The 19,031-nt window shown below is 72.5% G+C and carries 18 protein-coding genes; 13 read left to right on the top strand and 5 right to left on the bottom strand.

Annotation, left to right across the window (positions count from 1 at the left end):
* The first annotated feature begins 16 nt into the window (after window positions 1-16).
* From V5O46_RS12380 to V5O46_RS12340, 9 genes are all read left to right on the top strand, one after another.
* Window positions 17-1,090, top strand: a complete 1,074-nt coding sequence (locus tag V5O46_RS12380; RefSeq protein WP_332884605.1) for a hypothetical protein — start codon at window positions 17-19, stop codon at window positions 1,088-1,090.
* Complete coding sequence (locus tag V5O46_RS12375) at window positions 1,087-1,647, top strand: hypothetical protein (RefSeq protein ID WP_332884604.1); 561 nt, start codon at window positions 1,087-1,089, stop codon at window positions 1,645-1,647. The genes V5O46_RS12380 and V5O46_RS12375 overlap by 4 nt, the downstream gene beginning before the upstream one ends.
* Complete coding sequence (locus V5O46_RS12370; RefSeq protein ID WP_332884603.1) at window positions 1,644-2,171, top strand: dCTP deaminase; 528 nt, start codon at window positions 1,644-1,646, stop codon at window positions 2,169-2,171. The genes V5O46_RS12375 and V5O46_RS12370 overlap by 4 nt, the downstream gene beginning before the upstream one ends.
* Window positions 2,158-3,504 carry a cation:proton antiporter gene (locus tag V5O46_RS12365; RefSeq protein ID WP_332884602.1) on the top strand — a complete coding sequence of 449 codons (1,347 nt, stop codon included), beginning with the start codon at window positions 2,158-2,160 and terminating at the stop codon, window positions 3,502-3,504. The genes V5O46_RS12370 and V5O46_RS12365 overlap by 14 nt, the downstream gene beginning before the upstream one ends.
* Before the next feature lie 71 nt (window positions 3,505-3,575).
* Window positions 3,576-5,294, top strand: a complete 1,719-nt coding sequence (locus V5O46_RS12360; RefSeq protein ID WP_332884601.1) for a CTP synthase — start codon at window positions 3,576-3,578, stop codon at window positions 5,292-5,294.
* A gap of 13 nt (window positions 5,295-5,307) precedes the next feature.
* The gene (locus tag V5O46_RS12355; protein WP_332884600.1) at window positions 5,308-6,567 is read left to right on the top strand and encodes an ATP-grasp domain-containing protein; all 1,260 of its coding nucleotides are present in this window, start codon (window positions 5,308-5,310) and stop codon (window positions 6,565-6,567) included.
* Complete coding sequence (locus V5O46_RS12350) at window positions 6,557-7,534, top strand: EamA/RhaT family transporter (protein WP_332884599.1); 978 nt, start codon at window positions 6,557-6,559, stop codon at window positions 7,532-7,534. The genes V5O46_RS12355 and V5O46_RS12350 overlap by 11 nt, the downstream gene beginning before the upstream one ends.
* Entirely contained in the window at window positions 7,531-8,277 is a 747-nt protein-coding gene (locus V5O46_RS12345) for a phosphodiesterase (RefSeq protein ID WP_332884598.1), read from the top strand. The genes V5O46_RS12350 and V5O46_RS12345 overlap by 4 nt, the downstream gene beginning before the upstream one ends.
* A gap of 324 nt (window positions 8,278-8,601) precedes the next feature.
* On the top strand, window positions 8,602-12,063 hold the full coding sequence (locus V5O46_RS12340; protein WP_332884597.1) for an AfsR/SARP family transcriptional regulator: 3,462 nt from the start codon (window positions 8,602-8,604) through the stop codon (window positions 12,061-12,063).
* Between the two features lie 9 nt (window positions 12,064-12,072).
* Here the strand turns inward: V5O46_RS12340 and V5O46_RS12335 are convergent, their stop codons facing one another.
* Both V5O46_RS12335 and V5O46_RS12330 read right to left on the bottom strand, forming a co-directional pair.
* Window positions 12,073-13,788 (bottom strand): bifunctional 3'-5' exonuclease/DNA polymerase, encoded by a 1,716-nt coding sequence (locus V5O46_RS12335; RefSeq protein ID WP_332884596.1) that lies wholly within the window; start codon window positions 13,786-13,788, stop codon window positions 12,073-12,075.
* A 198-nt stretch (window positions 13,789-13,986) separates the two neighbouring features.
* Window positions 13,987-14,769 (bottom strand): Clp protease N-terminal domain-containing protein, encoded by a 783-nt coding sequence (locus V5O46_RS12330; RefSeq protein ID WP_332884595.1) that lies wholly within the window; start codon window positions 14,767-14,769, stop codon window positions 13,987-13,989.
* Between the two features lie 86 nt (window positions 14,770-14,855).
* On the opposite strand from V5O46_RS12330, the gene V5O46_RS12325 reads away from it, so the two are divergent.
* Window positions 14,856-15,989: a DUF2786 domain-containing protein gene (locus V5O46_RS12325; RefSeq protein WP_332884594.1), complete on the top strand. Its 1,134-nt coding sequence runs from the start codon at window positions 14,856-14,858 to the stop codon at window positions 15,987-15,989.
* Between the two features lie 147 nt (window positions 15,990-16,136).
* Here V5O46_RS12325 and V5O46_RS12320 read toward each other — a convergent pair whose 3' ends face one another.
* From V5O46_RS12320 to rpmB, 3 genes are all read right to left on the bottom strand, one after another.
* Window positions 16,137-16,700 (bottom strand): hypothetical protein, encoded by a 564-nt coding sequence (locus V5O46_RS12320; protein WP_332884593.1) that lies wholly within the window; start codon window positions 16,698-16,700, stop codon window positions 16,137-16,139.
* A gap of 71 nt (window positions 16,701-16,771) precedes the next feature.
* Entirely contained in the window at window positions 16,772-17,077 is a 306-nt protein-coding gene (rpsN, locus tag V5O46_RS12315) for a 30S ribosomal protein S14 (RefSeq protein ID WP_332884592.1), read from the bottom strand.
* Window positions 17,077-17,313 carry a 50S ribosomal protein L28 gene (rpmB, locus tag V5O46_RS12310; protein WP_332884591.1) on the bottom strand — a complete coding sequence of 79 codons (237 nt, stop codon included), beginning with the start codon at window positions 17,311-17,313 and terminating at the stop codon, window positions 17,077-17,079. The genes rpsN and rpmB overlap by 1 nt, the downstream gene beginning before the upstream one ends.
* A gap of 63 nt (window positions 17,314-17,376) precedes the next feature.
* Between rpmB and rpmG the strand changes: the two genes are divergently transcribed.
* The 3 genes from rpmG to V5O46_RS12295 are packed head-to-tail and all read left to right on the top strand — an operon-like array spanning window position 17,377 to window position 19,031.
* Window positions 17,377-17,541, top strand: a complete 165-nt coding sequence (rpmG, locus tag V5O46_RS12305) for a 50S ribosomal protein L33 (RefSeq protein ID WP_044382365.1) — start codon at window positions 17,377-17,379, stop codon at window positions 17,539-17,541.
* Window positions 17,542-17,550: 9 nt separating this feature from the next.
* A complete protein-coding gene (locus V5O46_RS12300; RefSeq protein ID WP_332884590.1) occupies window positions 17,551-17,838 on the top strand; it encodes a type B 50S ribosomal protein L31 in 288 nt (95 codons plus the stop codon).
* The gene (locus V5O46_RS12295) at window positions 17,835-19,031 is read left to right on the top strand and encodes a CobW family GTP-binding protein (protein ID WP_332884589.1); all 1,197 of its coding nucleotides are present in this window, start codon (window positions 17,835-17,837) and stop codon (window positions 19,029-19,031) included. Before V5O46_RS12300 ends, V5O46_RS12295 begins: the two co-directional genes overlap by 4 nt.

The following is a 19,031-nucleotide window of genomic DNA, read 5'->3' as shown; positions in this document are numbered from 1 at the left end:
AGAGAGCGACCTGAGTATGAGTCTCTACCTGAACTTCCTGCACACCACCGTGCGGTTCGACGTGGCCGAGGACGCGGAGGGCACGTTCGAGCCCGTCCGCCGGTTCTTTCGGCACCTGATCTCGCCGGCCCCGGCCGGCGAGATCACCTTCTCCGTCGACGTACGTTCCTACGACCCGGACGCGGACATCGCCCCCGAAGTGTGGGAGCTGCCGCAGTCCGTCATCAGGCGCAGCAACGCCGCCGAGTTCAACTTCGACGCCCACGTCGTCGACACCGGCGGCCGCCGGCAGTACATCAACCGGGCCACACTGCTCGACGCCCCGGCCGACACCGCGGAGGACAACACCTTCCTGGTCCGGATCACCGAGCGGTCCACGGTGCAGATCCTCGACTTCGTGCGCGATCTCGTCATCAGGCACGAGGAGAACCGAGGCACCGTGGTGCTGCATGCCTCCGGCCTGCACCGGGACGGCCAGGCCGTGATCATTGCCGGGCCCAAGGGCGCGGGCAAGACCACCACCCTGCTGTCCGCCCTGCGCCGGCCGGGCTGGAAGTACTTCACCGGGGACAAGCTCTTCTGCACGATCGAGGACGGCGAGATCCTCGTCCACCCCTGGCGCGACTACCCGTATGTGGGGGTCGGCACGATCCGGGCCGACGCCCGCCTGGAGAAGCTGGTCCGCGACGGTGTCGACGACCGGATCGACACGTACGAGCCCAGCCACAAGATCCTCATGGACCCCGACGTCTTCGAGTCCTGGCTCGGCACGGAGTTCACGGCTGATCCCAAGCGGCTGGCCGCGCTGCTGCTGCCCGAGGTCAGACCCGGGGAGCCGCTGACCGTACGGCACCTGACGGACGGCAACGAGCGCTGGGCGTACCTGAACAAGATCGTGGACCGTCAGGTCGACACCACCTTCTTCACCTGGCAGACCTACCTGGTCCCCGACTACACGGCGTTCTACCGGGGCCTGGCCGAACTGCGCACGGTGCTCGGATCCGTGGACATGGTGCGGCTGCGCGGCACCCTCGACGTCGATCCGGACGCCGTCCTGACCCGGACCACCGAGAAGGAGAACGCACGATGAAGGTCGAGACTGGCCGCAGCCTGCGGATATCCGTGGTGGGCCTGGCCGGTGCGGGCAAGTCCACCTGCGCCTCGCTCATCGAGGAGTTCGCCGGGGACAAGGGACTGACCCACGCCCGGATCAAGCTCGCCAAGCCGCTGTACGACCTCCAGGAGCAGGTGTACCGCACGGCCGGCGGCTCGCTCCACGACGGTGCGCAGGACCAGATCCTGATGGAGGCGCTCGCCGACGCGATGCGGCGCATCCGCCCCGACTCGCTTGTCGCGGACTTCACCGCGCGCCTCGCGGACACCGACGCCGACCTCGTCGTCAACGACGATCTGCGTGACCCGCACGTGGACGCCCCGGCACTGCGCGGCCACGGCTTCCGCGTCCTGCGCATCACCTGCGACGAGGAGTTGCGCCGGCAGCGGCTGGCCGGCCGGGGGGATCCGTCCCGCGCCGACCGCTCGACCCGGGAGATCGACCTGATCACCCCGGACGCCGTGATCGACAACGCGGCGGGCCTGGACGAATACCGGTCCGCAGTCCACGAGTTGCTGGGGAGCTGGCTGTGATCCTGAGCGGACCGGAGATCCTGTCCGAGGTACGCGCCGGACGGATCCACATCGACGACTTCGACCCGGAGCGCCTGGAGCCGAACAGCTACGGCTTCCGTCTGGCCGACGACATCCTCTGGTACGAGCAGGACGTGATCGACTGCTTCGAGCCGCCGAAGGCCGAGCACGTGAAGATGGGCCCCGAGGGCATGGTGCTCGAACCGGGCCGCTTCTACCTCGGCGGCACCATGGAGGCGATGGGCAGCCCGCACTACGCGGCCACCCTCTACGCCTGCCGGTCCGCCTCGACCCTCGGTATCTGGATCCAGTTCTCCGCCCCGCTCGGGCACAGCGGAGCGGTCTTTCCGTGGACGCTGGAGATGAAGGTCGCGCACCCGGTGCGGGTCTATCCCGGGATGATGATCGGGAAGCTGGCCTTCTGGTCGATGCAGGGCGAGTCGGTCGGTTACGACGGCAAGTACACGGGCTCCACGTCCGCCGTGGCGTCCCGCTTCAGTCTGGACGCCCGTGTCTCAGATTGACCTCTTCCGGGTCCTGGCGGCGCTCGCCCTGCTGCTGGCTGCCGCGCACGGCATGGGGAGGATCTTCGCCCGGTTCCGGCAGCCACCCGTGATCGGGGAGATCCTCGGCGGGCTGCTGCTGGGGCCGACCGTACTGGGGCAGCTGCTGCCCCGGGCCGAGAACTGGCTGTTCCCCGCGGAGGGGCCGGTGGCCTCCGGGCCCGCACTGGTCTACCAACTCGGGATGCTCCTGCTGATGTTCACGGCGGGAGTGGAGATGCGGACGGTCTTCTCCCGGCGGGACGGCCGGTCGGTGGCGGTGATCGCCCTGGCCGGTATGGTCGTGCCCTTCGGGCTCGGGCTGCTGGCCGTCAGTGTCATCGACACCGAGGACCTCCTCGGGCCGGCCGACAACGTGTCCGCGCTGACGATGGTCCTGGCCTGCGCGATCGCCGTGACCAGCATCCCGGTGATCTCCCGGATCATGCTCGATCTGGGCATTATCCGGACCAGGTTCGCCAGGGTCGTCCTGTCCGTCGCGGTGGTCGAGGACGTCGTCCTGAACGTGATCCTCTCCGTGGCGCTGGGCATGGTCGCGGGCGGCGGGGAGGGCGGCTTCGGCCTTGCCCATACCGTGGGAATCACGTCGGCCAACGCCTCCGCGGCCTACCACTCGGTGGCCTCGGTGGCCTTCTTCGGATTGATGACCCTGCTGGCAGTGGTGCTGCGGCGGCGACCGGGTGGCACGGCCGGTGCCGCGGACCACCCGCTGGGCACGGTGGCCGTGCGCATGGCCGTGCTCCTGGCGGTGGCCGCGAGCTGTGTGTTCCTCGGAGTCGCACCCATGTTCGGTGCGTTCGTCGTGGGGCTGATGTCGGGCCTGGCCGGGCGAGGTTCGCAGAGCGAACCGCTGGGCCAGCTGAGGGGTTTTGCCGCCGGGTTCTTCATCCCCGTCTACTTCGCGATGGTCGGCCTGAAGCTCGACCTGGTCCATTCCTTCGACCTGTGGTTCACCGTGGGCTTCATCCTGGTGGCCTGTCTGGCGAAGGCGGCCAGCGCGTACGTCGGGGCCCGGCTGTCGAACCGGTCGAAGGCCGAGTCCCTCGACCTCGCCGTCGCGCTGAACGCACGAGGTGGCCCGGGCATCGTGCTGGCCACGGTCTCGTTCGAGGCCGGGATCGTCAACGCCTCGCTGTTCACGACCCTGGTGCTCACCGCCATCGTCACGTCGCAGATCGCCGGCTGGTGGCTCGAGCGGGCCGTGTCCCGAGGGGCGTTCGCCGCGGACCGTGCCCTTGCACCGCCGCCGCAGGATCCGAGCGGCAAGGCGCCTGTGGAGGCCAAGGCGGGCTGACCCGCCCGCCCCCTTCCTCTTCCACCTCAGCGACTCACGGGAGTCTCCTCTTGGACACGCAGACTCGATCCTTGCCCTCCACGACGACCAAGCACCTCTTCGTCACAGGGGGTGTCGCCTCCTCGCTCGGCAAGGGCCTGACCGCCTCCAGCCTGGGTGCGCTCCTGAAGGCACGGGGCCTGCGGGTCACGATGCAGAAGCTGGACCCGTACCTGAACGTCGACCCCGGCACGATGAACCCCTTCCAGCACGGCGAGGTGTTCGTCACCGACGACGGCGCCGAGACCGACCTGGACGTCGGACACTACGAGCGGTTCCTCGACGTCGATCTGGACGCCTCCGCCAACGTGACGACCGGGCAGGTCTACTCGCAGGTCATCGCGAAGGAGCGGCGCGGCGCGTATCTGGGCGACACCGTGCAGGTCATCCCGCACATCACCGACGAGCTCAAGCACCGCATCCGCCGGATGGCGACGGACGAGGTGGACGTGGTGATCACCGAGGTCGGCGGTACCGTCGGCGACATCGAGTCGCTGCCGTTCCTGGAGACCGTCCGCCAGGTGCGGCACGAGGTCGGCCGCGACAACGTCTTCGTGGTGCACATCTCGCTCCTGCCGTACATCGGCCCCTCGGGAGAGCTGAAGACGAAGCCGACCCAGCACAGCGTCGCCGCGCTGCGGAACATCGGCATTCAGCCGGACGCCATCGTGCTGCGCTGCGACCGTGAGGTGCCGACCGCGATCAAGCGGAAGGTCTCGCTGATGTGCGACGTCGACGAGGCCGCCGTGGTCGCCGCGATCGACGCCAAGTCGATCTACGACATCCCGAAGGTGCTGCACGCCGAGGGCCTGGACGCCTACGTCGTCCGCAAGCTGGACCTGCCGTTCCGTGACGTGGACTGGGCGACCTGGGACGACCTGCTCGACCGCGTCCACAACCCCGACCACGAGATCACCCTCGCCCTGGTCGGCAAGTACGTCGGCCTGCCCGACGCCTACCTGTCGATCACCGAGGCGCTGCGTGCCGGTGGCTTCGCCAACAGGACCCGGGTGACGGTGAAGTGGGTCGCCTCGGACGCGTGTGAGACCCCGGCCGACGCGGCCAAGCAACTGGCCGACGTGGACGGCATCTGCGTCCCGGGTGGCTTCGGCGACCGCGGGGTCGCCGGCAAGATCGGCGCGATACGGTACGCCCGGGAGAACAGGATCCCGTTGCTCGGGATCTGCCTGGGACTGCAGTGCGTCGTGATCGAGGCGGCGCGCAACCTGGCGGGTATCCCGGACGCCGACTCCACCGAGTTCGACGCGGCCACCGCCCACCCGGTCATCTCCACCATGGCCGAGCAGTTGGACGTCGTCGGTGGAGAGGGGGACATGGGCGGAACGATGCGCCTGGGCATGTACCCGGCGAAGCTGGCCGCGGGCTCGATCGTACGTGAGGCGTACGACGGCGAGGAGTACGTCGAGGAGCGGCACCGGCACCGGTACGAGGTGAACAACGCCTACCGCGCAGGGCTGGAGAAGAAGGCCGGCCTGGTCTTCTCGGGCACCTCGCCCGACAACCGGCTCGTCGAGTACGTCGAGTACCCGCGCGAGGTCCACCCCTTCCTGGTCGCCACCCAGGCCCACCCGGAGCTCCGCTCCCGCCCCACCCGCCCCCATCCCCTCTTCTCCGGCCTGGTCAGGGCCGCCGTCGACCGCATCACCGCCGCCCCTTCCGCGGTCACCCCCGCAGGTTCTGCCGCGGTCACCTCCGCACGTCCTTCCGCGGTCACCCCCGCACACCAGTAGAGGAGCCCCTCGTATGAGTACCCCTCAGGGCCACCGCCCGGTCGTCGCGATAGTCGACGCCTTCTCCACCGCCGCCCACCTCGCACCGCTTTTCCACGCACGGGGCTACGACTGCCTGCACGTGCAGAGCCTGGAGCAGCCGCCCGCCGCCTTCGGCGCGTCCTTCCGTCCCGGTGACTTCCTCGCCACCGTGGTCCACCGCGGCGACACGGCCGAGACACTGGCCGCCATCGCCCCGTACGCCCCGGTCGCGCTGCTGGCCGGTGCGGAGATCGGCGTCGAGCTGGCCGACGTACTCAGTGAGGCACTGGGGCTGCGGACCAACGGCACGGCGCTCAGCAGCGCCCGGCGGGACAAGTTCCGCATGGTGGAGACGGTCAAGGCCGCCGGGGTGCCGGCAGCCGACCAGATCCTGGCCACGAACCTGGACACGCTGCTGGGCTGGTACGGCGACACCGACCGGACCGTGGTCCTCAAGCCGGTCCGCAGCGCGCTGAACGACGGAGTGTCCTTCTGCGACACGGCTGATGAGGTGCGGGTCGCCTTCGAGTCGCTCGTCGGTGCCGACAGCGCAGTCGGGCTGCGCAACGACGCGGTGGTCGCCCAGGAGTACCTCGTGGGGGCCGAGTACTACGTCAACACGGTGAGCCTGGACGGCAAGCACTACGTGTGCGATCTGTGGAAGACCCAGCACCTCGGGGTCAACGGCGTGCGTGACCTGCTCGGCGGGTCGGCGCTGCTGGTCCGCCGGGGTCCGGAACAGGACCTGCTGACCGAGTACGCGTTCCGCGTGCTGGACGCGCTCGGCGTCCGCAACGGCCCGGCCCACACCGAGCTCAAGCTGACTCCGCGAGGCCCCCGGCTGATCGAGACGGGCGCCCGGGTGTGCGGCGCCATGCTCCCCCTGTTGACCCGGGCGGCGATCGGCGAGAGCCAACTGGAGTGGACGGTGCTCGCGTACACGGACCCGGAGGCCTTCGAGGCCCGTCGGCACACGGACTACGAGGTTGCCCGGCACGCGGTCTGCGTCAACATGGTCGCGCCCGAGGCGGGCAAGCTCGTCGACTACCCGAAGATGGCCGCTCTGCGCGGGCTGGAGAGCTTCCACGACGCCCTGCTGAAGGTGGAGCCCGGCGACGCGATCGCGCGGACGGTCAACGACCTTACGTACCCGATGCTCGTGCACCTCCTGCACGAGGTCGAGGGCGTGGTGACGCACGACTACATGACGGCCCGTCACCTGGACGGCGAGGGCTTCTACGATGTCGTCTAGCCGCCGTCTCGCCCTGGCCGCGGGGCCCCTGCTGGTGCTGGGCTACTGCGTCATCAACTCGACCAAGTCGGTGTTCGAGGGCGCTTTGGTCCAGGATCTCTCACCGGAGTTCATCGCCTTCAACTCCTTCGTCGTGGCCCAGGCCTTCTACTTCCTCACCCTGCGCGACAAGCGGGAGCTGAAGGCCGTGGTCAGGCGTTGTCTGCCGGACGTGGTGATGCTCAACATCTCCACCGCGGTCTGCTGGATCGCGGTGCTGTACGCGTTCACCGTCCTCGAACCGGCCATGGCCAACTCGGTGATCATCGGCCTGGGACCGATCGTCACCATCGTGCTCGGATTCAAGCTCCGGCCCGGCACGAAGGCGCTCCCGCTGGAGTTCGCCGCGGCCGGGGCGATGCTCGTCGCCATGGTGTATTTGCTGGTCACGGCCTCCAGCGGGGAGTCGGCCATCGGGGACGTGCCGACCGGGAAACTGGTCTTCGGGGTGGTGATGTGCGTGCTGACCACCATCTCGCTGTCAGGGGTGACGTACTACACGAAGCGGCTCGGCGACGCGGGGATGTCCGTGCGGCAGATGATGGCATCCCGGTTCGTTGCGCTGATCGCCGCGACCCTCGTCCTCCTCGTGGTGCGCGACAGCTTCGGTCCGTACTCCCCGGTCAATGTCGGAGCGGTCCTCGCGATCAGCCTCGTCGGCGTGATCATCTCGCTGTACCTGCTCCAGCAGGGCATCGTGCGGACCGAGCCCATCACGGTCTCGATGCTCTTCGGGACCAACTTGGTGATCACCTACGTGGTCCAGTTCGTGGACCCGCGGCTGCATCAGTCGCAGGACACCTTCTACGGCGTCCTCGCGATCTCCCTGGCCATGTGCCTGGGCACATGGGCCCGCTGGCGGGCGGGCAAGCGGGACGCCGGTGAGCCCGAGCAGGGCCGGACGGAGGAGACGGAGGTCAAAGCGTGACCGTACTCGCCCACCTCAGCGACCTGCACCTGGACGGCACCCCGGAGAGTCCCGAGCGCACGCGCCGGGCCGTGAACCATCTGACCGGCCTGCCGGGCACGGTGGACGCCGTGCTGATCACCGGGGACGTCGCCGACCGGGGCACCTTGGCGGAGTACCACCAGGCCCGCGAGGCCCTCGCCCCGCTCTATGAGCGGTATCAGGTGCTTCTGTGCCCGGGGAACCACGATTCCCGGCCGGAGTACCGGGAGGTGCTGCTCGGCGACTGCGGGACGGCGCCGGTCAACGAGGTCCGGGACGTCGCCGACGTCAGGGTGCTGACGTGCGACTCGTCGATACCCGGCCGGTCCGAGGGCCTGCTGGAGCCGGAGACGCTGAGCTGGCTGGACGACGCCCTTGCCGCCGCACCCGACCGGCCGAGTTTCGTCGCCTTCCACCACCCGCCCGTGACGCTCGGCCTTCCGTACACCGACCGCATCGGACTGCGCGAACCGGACGCCCTGGCGAAAATTCTCGAACACCACGTGCAGGTGGTCGCCGTGCTCTGTGGCCACGCACACACGGCGGCCGCGACATCCTTCGCCGGCCGCCCGCTGCTGTGCGCCCCCGGCATCGTCTCGACGGCCCTGATGCCTTGGGAACAGGACCACGACGCTTCCTGGCAGACCCACAGCGCCCCACCCGCACTCATGTTCCACCGCTACGAGGAGGGCCGGCTCACGAGCCACGTCCGCGCGGTGTGAGACCGGCTTGCGGTGCCCGGCTGCGGGCCCCGGTCATGTGCACCGGTCCTCCGCCGAGGACGAGGGTCCCGGGTCGGTCACCTCTGCCGACCCGGGCCCTCATGCGTCCACGGAAGCCGGCCACGGCGGCGACACTCCCCCGAGCAACGCGTTGTACGCGCACCCCCGGGGCCGGCTCCGATGATGTGATCACATCAGAGTCGGCCAACGGATCGCTAACATATGGCCAATGGTTCTCCGCTACGGACGGCGGGACGGGAGACGATGGCCGCCAGGCGCGGCGAGAGTGGCGGAACACCGCCGTGAGGAAGGCTGTGGGACGGCGTGAAGCGGTACGGGCTGCGGTTCGGGCTGCTGGGGCCGCCGGTTCTCTACGGCGCCGGCTCCGGCGGTGATCGCCCCGGTGGTGATCGCCCCGGTGGTGATGGCTCCGGGGACGATGGGTCCGGTGGTGATCGCATCGGCGGGGGCGGCGCGGGTGGCCGCCCCGAGGTCGCCGTGGTGCGGACCGTCTCCGGGCCCAAGTCGCGGGCCCTGCTGGCCGCGCTGCTGCTCGACGCGGGACGGGCCGTCTCCGTCGACTCCCTCAAGGACGCGCTGTGGGGCGGTGCCCGGCCACCGTCCGCCCATGCCTCCCTGCACAATCACGTCACCCGGCTGCGGCGGCTGCTCGACGAGCCCGAACGGCTGCGGACCGTGCCCACCGGCTATCTGCTGCGGGTCGAGCAGGGGGAACTCGACGTCCATGTCTTCGACTCCCTCACCACCGAGGCGCGCGCCGCGCACGCCGGCGCGGAGTGGGCACGAGTCGTACGCGCTGCCACCGCCGCGCTCGCGCTCTGGCGTGGTGCGCCCCTCGCCGGCCTCCCGGCCGAACTGGGCGGCTACGCCCTCGCGCAGCGGCTCCGGGAGGCGCGCCTGCTGCTCCTCGAGTGGCGTTCCGACGCCGAACTGGCCCTCGGCGGCACACGACCCGCCGGACTGGTACCGGAGCTGGCCGCGCTCGTCGCCGAGTACCCGCTCCGGGAGGCGTACCACCGCCAGCTGATGCTGGCCCTGCACCGCAGCGGCCGGCAGGCCGAGGCGCTCGCCGTCCACCGCGATCTGCGCGCCCGTCTGGTCGAGGAACTCGGCGTCGAGCCGGGACCGGCGGTCGCGGCAGCGCATGTGGAGGTGCTGCGCAGCACCGGTTCCGGGGGGTACGGGCTCTCCTCGGCGTCCGATTCGGCTGCCGGCTCCGAGCCCACCGCAGATCACGACTCCACGGCCGTTCACTCCGCCGCCGGCCCCGTCTCCGCCGCCGGCCCCGTCTCCACCCCCACCTCCTCCACCGCCGGCGAAACCTCCGCTTCCGCCTCCGGCTCCATGTCTGCGTCCGGGGACTCGGCCTCGTCCCAGCCGAGGCCGGCGCAACTGCCTCCGCCTCCCGGCCACTTCACTGGACGCGTGGCCGTGTGCGACGAGCTGCGGCGGACCCTCGCCGTCGGGCCGCGGCCCGGCGTCACCGTGATCAGCGGTATGGCCGGCGTCGGCAAGAGCGCCCTCGCCCTGCATGTCGCCCACACCCTGAAGGAGCGTTTCCCGGACGGCCAGTTGTACATCAACCTGCACGGCGCCACCCCGGGCATGACCCCGCTCACCTCCTGCCAGGCGCTCGCCGCGCTGCTGCGGGACCTCGGTGCCGATCCCGGGAGCATCCCCGAGCACTCCGACGCCGCGGCAGCCCTGCTCCGTTCCCTGCTCGCGCCCACCCGCACCCTTCTGGTCCTGGACGACGCCGCGCACGCCGCGCAGGTACGGCCGCTGCTGCCGGGCGGTCCGGGCTGCGCCGTGCTGGTCACCAGCCGCTCACCGCTCACCGCTCTCGACGGTGTCCGGCGCTTCCCGCTCACCCCGCTCTCCGGCGAGGAGAGCGCGGCCCTGCTGCGCGCCGTCTCCGGACGCGACGGCCGGGACGGGCGCGAGAGTCCCGACGGGCTCCGGGCCGATCATCCGCTCGTCGAACTCACCGGCCGCCTCCCGCTCGCGCTGCGCGTCGTCGCCGCCCGACTCGCCGCCCGCCGCGCCCTCACCCCGGACGTGCTCGCCGGGCAGCTGGCGGCCGCCGGGGGACGGCTGCACCATCTGGAGTACGACGACCTGAGCGTGCGCCGCTCGCTGGCCCATGCGCACGGCGCGCTCGCCGCCTCCGACCGCCGGGCCGACCGGGACGCGGCCCTCGCCCTGCGCCGGATCGGCGCGCTCGACCTGCCCTCCTACGGGGCGCCTCTGCTGGCCCGGCTCACCGGCACGGACGAGCGACGCGCCGAGGCCGCCCTCGACCGGCTCGTGGACGTCGCCCTCCTCGAGGAGGCAGCCTACGGCCGCTACGCCCCGCACGACCTGGTGCGCGAGTTCGCCCGAGAGGAGGCCGCCGGGGAGGAGACGGGAAGCGGGGAGTCCGCCCTGGCGGACGATGCGGGTGGCGCCGGTTCGGCCGGCGGAGCGGATGCCGTCGAGACCGCCCTGCGCTGGTACGCCGCCGTCGCCGAACGCGTCCTCACCGCGATCGTCGAACCGGGCCCCGACCAGGACGACCGCCGTCGCCCCACCGCCGCCCAGCCGCCGGAGCATGCGCGGTACGTGGACTCGGTCCCGCCCTTCGCCGCTCCGGAGGACGCCTTCGCCTGGGGCGACCTGGAGCTGGCGAACATCGTCGCACTCGTCGAGCGGTACACAGTCCACGGCATATCCGACACCGACACCGACACCGACGCCGACGCAGCCACCAGCGCCGACACCTACGCCGGCCCCGCCACCCGCACAGGCACCGCCCCCGCCCCCGACCCGGCCGCCCGTGTCCGTCTCGGTCATCTCTCCGCGCTCGTCCGGCTCTTCTTCCCGTACGCCCAACGCAGCGGCCGGGTCGCCGAGATGGAGGTGCTCGCCCGGGCCGGGCTCGGCCTCGCGCGCCGGCTCGACGACGGGGCCGCCGAGGCGCACGCGCTCGGTGACCTGGCCAATGTGCAGTTCCTGACCGGTCGGCACAACGACGCCCTCGCCCTCAACGACCGTTCGCTGGACCTGTGGCGGCGGCTCGGCAGCGTCTCCCGGATCCGCCGCTGTCTCAACAACCGCGGGCTGCTGCTCGAAGGGCTCGGCCGGCACGCCGAGTCGGGCGAGGCGCTGCACCAGAGCCTGGCGTACTCACGGCAGCTGCACGACCCGTACGGCGAGGCGATCACCCGCAGCCATCTCGGCAACCTCTACGAGCACACCGACGCCCGCGCCGCCATCGAGGAGCACCGGCGCTCCCTCGCCATCGGCGACGAGATCGGCAACGTCATCGTGCAGCACACCGCGCACTGCAACATCGGCTACGCCCATCTCACCCTCGGCGAACCGGATGCCGCCGCGGGCCACTTCGAGGAGAGCCTGCGTATTCTCGGCGGCCACGGCAACTGGCACGGGGAGTCGCAGACGAGGCTCGGTCTGGTCCGCGCCCTGCGGCTGCTCGGCCGCACCGAGCGGGCCCTGCACGAGTGCACGGAGCTGCTGAGCCGCGCCGACGCCCGCGCGGACCGGTACACCGGCGGGCTCGCCCGCCACCAGCAGGGACTGCTGCTGCGGGAGCACGGGCGCGGGACGGAGGCGTACGAGCAGTGGCGCTCGGCCCTCGCCGCGCTGGACGGCACGGACGCCGCAACGGCGGTGGCCGAACTGCGGGAGCTGCTGGCCGACGGGGACCGCGGGCCCGCGGTGACGGATCCGCGCGGCGGCGAGCTCACAGCCGCCGACCGGCAGTGACCCCGCCGTTCACTTGGCGTCCGCATAGCACTCGACCACCGCCGTCGTGAACGGAAACCGCACCGGCGTCTCGCCGAACGTCAGCCGGCCCGCCAGGTCCGCTGCCTCCCGGATGGCCGCGACGACCGCGTCGGCCTCCTCGGCGGGACAGTGCACGATCACCTCGTCGTGCTGGAAGAAGACCAGCTCCGCCGCCATGTCCGCACACGTCCGCCGGAGTGCCGCGAGCAGCAGCAGGGCCCAGTCCGCCGCGCTGCCCTGCACGACGAAGTTGCGCGCGAACCGGCCGCGGGCGCGGGCGTCGGTGGAGGCGTACCCGGGCACCCACTGCCGCTCGTCCTGCCGGTCCCCGGAGCCGGAGTCGTCTTCCAGGCCGGGGATGCCGGCCTCCTCCGCCGTCCCCTCGCCCACCCCCGCCCCCACCGCGGGCGGACAGGTGCGCCCCAGCCAGGTGCGGACCAGCCGGCCCTCCTCTCCCGCGCGGGCCGCCTCGTCGACGTAGCCCACGGCGCGGGGGAAGCGGCGTCTGAGCAGGGCGAGGTTCCTCAGCCCGTCGCCGGAGGTCTGGCCGTAGACCGCGCCGAGCACGGCGAGCTTGGCCTGGTCGCGGTCGCCGGAGAAGGCCCGGTCGGAGACGGACTGGTAGAGGTCGGTCTCCCGCCCGGCCACCTCCATCAGTCCGGGGTCTCGGGAGATCGCCGCCAGGACGCGCGGCTCCATCTGGTCGGCGTCGGCGACGACGAGGCGCCAGCCCGGGTCGGCGACGACGGCCCGCCGGATCACCTTGGGGATCTGCAGCCCGCCCCCGCCGTTGGTCACCCACCGCCCGGTGACCGTGCCGCCGGCGAGGAACTCGGGGCGGAACCTGCCGTCCCGCACCCAGTCCTGCAGCCAGGACCAGCCGTGGGCGACCCAGATCCGGTACAGCTTCTTGTACTCGACGAGCGGTTTCACGGCCGGGTGGTCGACCGACTCGATCTCCCAGCGGCGCGTGGACCGGACCCTGATCCCGGCCTGGGCGAACGCCCTGATCACATCGGCCGGAAGGTCGGGGCGCACCCGCCGCCCGAAGGCCGCGGACACCTCCTCCGCCAGCTCCGCCAGGCGGCGCGGCTCACCGCCGCCCGCGTACCGCTCGCCGAGCAGGTCGTGGAGAACCCCGCGGTGCACGTCCGCCCGCCAGGGCAGACCCGCGCGGTTCAGCTCGGCGGCCACCAGCATCCCCGCCGACTCGGCCGCCGTCAGCAGCCGCATCCGGTCGGGGTGCGCCGCCCGCTCGTGCCGTCGCTGCTGCTCGGCGTAGACGGCGAGCAGGTCCGTCAGGGGCAGGTGGACGCCCTGGGGCTCGAACAGCGGTGACTGCGCACCCGGTTCGGCCGGCCGCTGCGGCGGGTCGGGCGGGACCGGGCCGCCGCGCAGCCGGGCCAGCGCGGCGGCGGCCGACCGCGGCTCGCCGTACCGCCCCTCGTGGCCGAGGAGGAGGATCTCGGCGTCCTCGATGTCGTAGCACCGCTCCACTCGCACCCCCGCGGCGAGCAGGCGCGGATAGACCTCGGCGGTGGACCGCCACACCCACCGGGCGACCTCCGGACGGCTCCGCACCGCCTCGGCGAGGCCGGCCTCCCGCCGCACCGGTCCGGCGGGCAGCCCGTCGGGGCCGAGGGGGGCGACCTCGACCTCCACGCCACCGTCCTCGGCCTCGGCGAGCGCCCACCGGTCGGCCATGCTGCGAGTGTCGCAGGAGGGACTGACAACGGCCCGGGGCCCGCCTGCCGCTGCCGGCCGGACGCTCCGCGGTCTCCGCACGGCGCTTCGGGGTTCGGCGCGGCCCCGCGGTGCTGGGGCGCCGCGCTGGGGCGCCGCTTCGGGGTTCGGCGCGGCCCTGGGGTTCTCGGGCGCTGCTCCCGGATCTTCGGGCGCTGCTCACGGGTTTTCGGGCGCTGCTCCGGGGGCCTCGGGCTCCTTGAGGAACTCCGCGAGCACCGCGGTGACGTAGCGCTCGATCTGGTCCTTGCCGAGGCCGAGGCCGCTCAGCGTGCCCTCGCCGTTCTCGTGCTCCAGCAGGGCGAGGAGGATGTGCTCGGTGCCGATGTAGTTGTGGCCGAGGCGCAGGGCCTCGCGGAAGGTGAGCTCCAGGACCTTCTTGGCCGCCTGCCCGTAGGGCACCAGCTCCGGGACCTCCTCGGCGGCCGGCGGCAGCGCGCCGAGCGCCGCCCCGCGCACCGCGTCGGGGGAGACGCCCTGCGCGGCGACGGCCTTGACGGCCAGGCCGTCCGGCTCGTGCAGCAGACCGAGGACGAGGTGCGCGGGCAGCCCCTCCGCGGTCCCCGCGGCCCTGGCCTCGTTGTGGGCGGCCATCACCACGTTGCGCGCGCGGGGCGTGTACCGGCTGAAGCCCTCGCCGGGGCCGATGTCACCGGACTCCTTCGGCACGAAGCGCTTCTGCGCCGCCTGCCGCGTGACGCCCATCCTGCGGCCGATGTCCGTCCAGGACGCGCCCGAACGCCGGGCCTGGTCCACGAAATGACCGATGAGATGGTCGGCGACCTCACCGAGGTGCTCCCCGGCGATCACCGCGTCCTGGAGCTGTTCCAGCGGCTCGGCGTGTGCCTTCTTGATGGCCTCGATCAGGTCGTCGAGGCGCACGGATGACGTGACGGGGGATGACGTGACGGGGGATGACGGGGTGCTGGGGTTCGTCGTCATGCGTCAACCGTAGGTTGCACCCTCTGGAGTGTCAACCAAGAGTTGACAGTCCTGGTGAGTCCCGGCGGGCGTGGCACCATCACGGGGTGAGTACGCCCAGCACCGTCGACCGCGCCCTGAGGGCCGCCCTGTACGACACCGCCGACGCGAGCCTCGACACGGCCGCCTCACTGCTCGCGGCCGACCCCGGGGCGGACGCCGAACTGACCGGGCGCGGCGTGGGGTTCGTGGCCGCGGCATGGGCGCGCGGCTGGCAGCCCGCCGACGTCGTACGCCTCGTACGGCGCGAACTGGACGACGTACACCTGCACCTGGTGGCGGAGCTGGTCCGGGCGCAGGCGCGGGACGACCGCCCGCGGGGCCCGCGCTGGGCGGCACAGCTCGACGACCTGCCCGACCGGGGCGCGCACCCGGCCCCGCGCACCGACCGGTTCTCGCACGCCACTGCCGTGCTGGAGCTCTACCGCCTGCTGCTGCGCCTGCCCGCGCTGGAGTCCCTGGACGAGCACCGGAGCGAGCCCCGGGCCGGTTCCCGGAGCGAACCCCGGGCCGGTCACCGCACCCTCGCCCGCATCCGCGCGCTGCTCGCCAAGGCGGAGGCCACCGGCTATCCGGAGGAGGCGGAGGCGCTCAGCGCCAAGGCGCAGGAGCTGATGGCCCGGCACAGCATCGACGAGGCCCTGCTGTCGGCCCACGCCCCCGCGCCCGACACCCCCGCTGCCTGCCGGATCGGCGTCGAGCCGCCCTACGAGCAGGCCAAGGCGGTACTGCTGGACGCGGTCGCGGACGCCAACCACTGCCGGGCGGTGTGGAACGAGGCGTTCGGATTCTCCACCGTCGTCGGCTTCGAGGCCGACCTGGAGGCGGTCGAGCTGCTGTACACCTCGCTGCTGGTGCAGGCCGAGGCGGCGATGACGAAGGCGGAGGCGGCGCAGAGGGCGGGCGGCCGGAAGCGGACCAAGACCTTCCGGCAGTCCTTCCTGGCGGCGTACGCCCACCGCGTCGGCACCCGGCTGCACGCCGCGGCGGCGGCACCGGTGAGCGAGGACCTGCTGCCCGTGCTCGCCACCCGCGAGGTCGCGGTCGTCGGCCGTGTGGAGCGGATGTTCCCGGAGACGACCACCACCCGGATGCGCGGCGTCACCGACGCCGCGGGCTGGACGGCGGGCACCGACGCGGCCGACCGCGCCCGAGTCCGTTCCCGCCGCCCGCTGTCATAGCCCGCGGCACTCCAGGGCGCGCCCGTCGTCAGTTCGGGGGGAGGGGATCCCTGGGGCCGGTTGCTGTCAGTGCGGGGCGTCCTGGGGCGGCGGTCGTCAGTCCGAGGGCGCCCGGGCCGGCCGCCGCCAGGGGACATGCCCCGGTGCTCAGCCGAGCCCCTCCGTGGGCAGTCCCGGCGGCAGCGAGCCGCCCTCGGCCTTGGTGTACGTCTCCGTGCCGAGGCCGCCCTCCCAGTCGATCTTCAGCGTCGTCCCGTCGACCGACTCGACGGTCCCGCGGGCCCGGTCCTCGCTGCCGTCGGTACAGGTGAGACGGATCGTGCGGGTGCCGTCGGCCTCGCCCGCAGTGCCGCTGCACACGGTGCCGCCGGTGGCGAAGAGACCGGCCTGGCTGCCGGTGACCACCAGGGCCACCGCCTTGCCGTCACTGGTGGCGAGCCAGCTGCCCGCCAGCTCACCGGCCGCACCGGACGCCGAGCCGCCGGTGTCCCCGCCCGTGCCTCCGCCGCCTCCGCCGGTGTCCGCGCTCGCGGTGGCGCTGGGCGCGGCCCTGTCGTCGGAGCCGTCGCCGGAGTCCGGATCCCCGCCGTCGCTGCACGCGGTGAGCGCGAGAGCGCACGCCACCCCCGCCGCGACGGCCGCACCCCGTACGCGCCGCCGCCGGGTGCCGGTCCTCGTACGCGCCGTGCCTTCCACAGTCCCCAGCGTCACCGGAAGCTCCAAGCTGTTGCCGTACGGACGGACCGGGGCGGCCGGACGGGCCGCCCCGCAACAGCGGCAAGCTACCAGGAGGCCTTCCGGACCCCCGGAAGGTGCCCGGCATGTGCCTGTTCGCGCAGGCTCACCCGGGAGAGCCCGAAGGAGCGGAGGTAGCCGCGCGGTCGCCCGTCCGTCTGGTCGCGGTTGCGCACGCGCGTGGGGCTGGCGTCCCTGGGCTGCCGGCGCAGCTCCCGCTGGGCGGCGAGCCGTTCGGCGTCGGTGCTGGACGGCCTGCGGATGACCTCCTTCAGCTCGGCCCGGCGGGCCGCGTACCGGGCGACGGTCTCGCGCCGCTGCTCGTTCTTCGCGATCTTGCTCTTCTTCGCCATCAGACCTTCACCCCCCGGGCCCGGATCCGGGCCACTGCGGCCTCGATGCCGATCGCGTCGACGGTCCTGATCGCCCTGGCGCTCAGCCGCAGCCGGACGTGCCGGCTCTCGCTCGGCAGCCAGTAGCGCTTGCTCTGGATGTTCGGGTCGAACCGGCGGGAGGTGCGCCGGTGGGAGTGGGAGATGCGGTTGCCGAAGCCGGGCCGGGTGCCGGTCAGCATGCAGTGGGCGGACATGGGTGACGTACCTCTCCTCGAGTGCAGTCGTTAATGGAATTCATTTTCAGTAAGGTACCAGCTATGGCACGCAACGAACTCCGACCGGTCATCAAGCTCCGGTCCACCGCCGGGACCGGCTTCACCTACGTGACCCGCAAGAACCGCCGCAACGACCCGGACCGGCTGACCCTGCGCAAGTACGACCCGGTCGCCGGCCGCCACGTCGACTTCCGAGAGGAGCGCTGAGCCACCGCCATGCGCAAGGGAATCCACCCGGAGTACGGCCCCGTCGTCTTCCGCGACCGGGCCGCGAACCACACCTTCCTCACCCGGTCGACGCTGTCCGCCGTGCCCACCGGCAAGACGATCGAGTGGGAGGACGGGCAGACCTACCCGGTCGTCGACGTCGAGATCTCGAACGTCAGCCACCCCTTCTACACCGGCACCGCCCGCGTCCTGGACACCGCCGGACGCGTCGAACGCTTCGAGCGCCGCTACGGAAAGCCGGGCGGCGCGCCGGGCGGGAAGCGGGGCGGAGCGTGAGCCCGTCGCCGGCGCTGCCGGTGGTGATCGTCGGCGGACTGCACGCCGACGCCCGCCGGGACGCCGTGGCCCGGCTGCTGGCCGACGTGCCCGGCAGTGTCGTGCTCCACCACGACCTGGCTACGGCCACCGCGGGCACCGTCGTCCGCACCGTCCGGGACGCCTCCGGCACCCTCTCCACCGGCGAGGCGCCCCTCGTGAACGACTGCGCCTGCTGCGCCCTGCGCGAGGACCTGGTGCCCGAGCTGGAACGGCTCGCCGACGCCGGGACCGCCCCGCTCGCGATCGTCGAGCTGTGGGACTCCGTCGAGCCCAAGGCGATGGCCGAGGTGGTCACGGCCGGCGGCCTCACGGTCACCGGTGTGATCACCGCCGTCGACCCGGCGCTGGTGCTGCCGTACCTCGGCAACGGCGACGACCTCGCGGAGGGCGGCCTCGCCGCCGCGGCCACCGACCAGCGCACCGTCGCCGACACCTTCGCGCGGCAGCTGGAGTACGCCCCCGTCCTCGCCGTCGCCGACTCCCCGGAGGCCGACGACGAGGACCGGGAGCTGCTGGCCCAGCTCCACCCGACGGCCCGCCAGGTCCCGATCGGGACCTGGCCGTCAGGTTCGCCTGCCTCCCAGCCCGCCTCCCCGTCCGCACCCCCGCAGGCCTCCCTCCTCGCCCGGGCCGCGCGCGCGGGCTTCGACGCGGAGGCTGCGGGCGCGGCCCAGCACCCGGCCTGCGCCCTGCTGCCCGCGGACGCCGACGCGCACGGCGTCGCGACCCTGGTCTGGCGCCGGCGCCGCCCCTTCCACCCGGAGCGGCTCTACGCGGCGCTGGAGGACCTGACCTGCGCCGCCGCCCGCAGCCGGGGGCGGTTCTGGCTCGCCGACAAGCCGGACACGCTGCTGCACTGGGACGCCGCGGGGGGTGCGCTGTGTGTCGAGGGCGCCGGGCCCTGGCTGGCCGCGCTGCCCGACGCCGCCTGGGAGATGGTCCCGCCGGTGCGCCGCGCCGCCGCCGCGCTGGAGTGGCATCCCGAGCACGGCGACCGCTGCCAGCACCTGGTCTTCACCTCCCCCGGCCTCGACCGCGACGGACTCGAACGGCTCCTGGAGTCCTGCCTGCTGACCGACGCCGAGTACGCCGCCGGACGCGACGCCTGGCTGCACCTGCCGTCCGCCTTCGACACCCTCCTGGAGGTCTGA

The organism is Streptomyces poriticola, from assembly GCF_036689765.1.
Lineage (GTDB): Bacteria > Actinomycetota > Actinomycetes > Streptomycetales > Streptomycetaceae > Streptomyces > Streptomyces poriticola.
The sequence above is the reverse complement of the archived record's forward strand: the minus strand, read 5'-3'. Positions and strand labels throughout refer to the sequence as shown.

Excerpts from the sequence above, each read along its gene's own strand:
- V5O46_RS12380 (WP_332884605.1), top strand. The coding sequence starts at position 17 with ATGAGTCTCTACCTGAACTTCCTGCACACCACCGTGCGGTTCGACGTG.
- V5O46_RS12375 (WP_332884604.1), top strand. The coding sequence starts at position 1,087 with ATGAAGGTCGAGACTGGCCGCAGCCTGCGGATATCCGTGGTGGGCCTG.
- V5O46_RS12355 (WP_332884600.1), top strand. The coding sequence starts at position 5,308 with ATGAGTACCCCTCAGGGCCACCGCCCGGTCGTCGCGATAGTCGACGCC.
- V5O46_RS12350 (WP_332884599.1), top strand. The coding sequence starts at position 6,557 with ATGTCGTCTAGCCGCCGTCTCGCCCTGGCCGCGGGGCCCCTGCTGGTG.
- V5O46_RS12335 (WP_332884596.1), bottom strand. The coding sequence starts at position 13,788 with ATGGCCGACCGGTGGGCGCTCGCCGAGGCCGAGGACGGTGGCGTGGAG.
- V5O46_RS12330 (WP_332884595.1), bottom strand. The coding sequence starts at position 14,769 with ATGACGACGAACCCCAGCACCCCGTCATCCCCCGTCACGTCATCCCCC.
- rpsN (WP_332884592.1), bottom strand. The coding sequence starts at position 17,077 with ATGGCGAAGAAGAGCAAGATCGCGAAGAACGAGCAGCGGCGCGAGACC.
- rpmB (WP_332884591.1), bottom strand. The coding sequence starts at position 17,313 with ATGTCCGCCCACTGCATGCTGACCGGCACCCGGCCCGGCTTCGGCAAC.
- rpmG (WP_044382365.1), top strand. The coding sequence starts at position 17,377 with ATGGCACGCAACGAACTCCGACCGGTCATCAAGCTCCGGTCCACCGCC.
- V5O46_RS12300 (WP_332884590.1), top strand. The coding sequence starts at position 17,551 with ATGCGCAAGGGAATCCACCCGGAGTACGGCCCCGTCGTCTTCCGCGAC.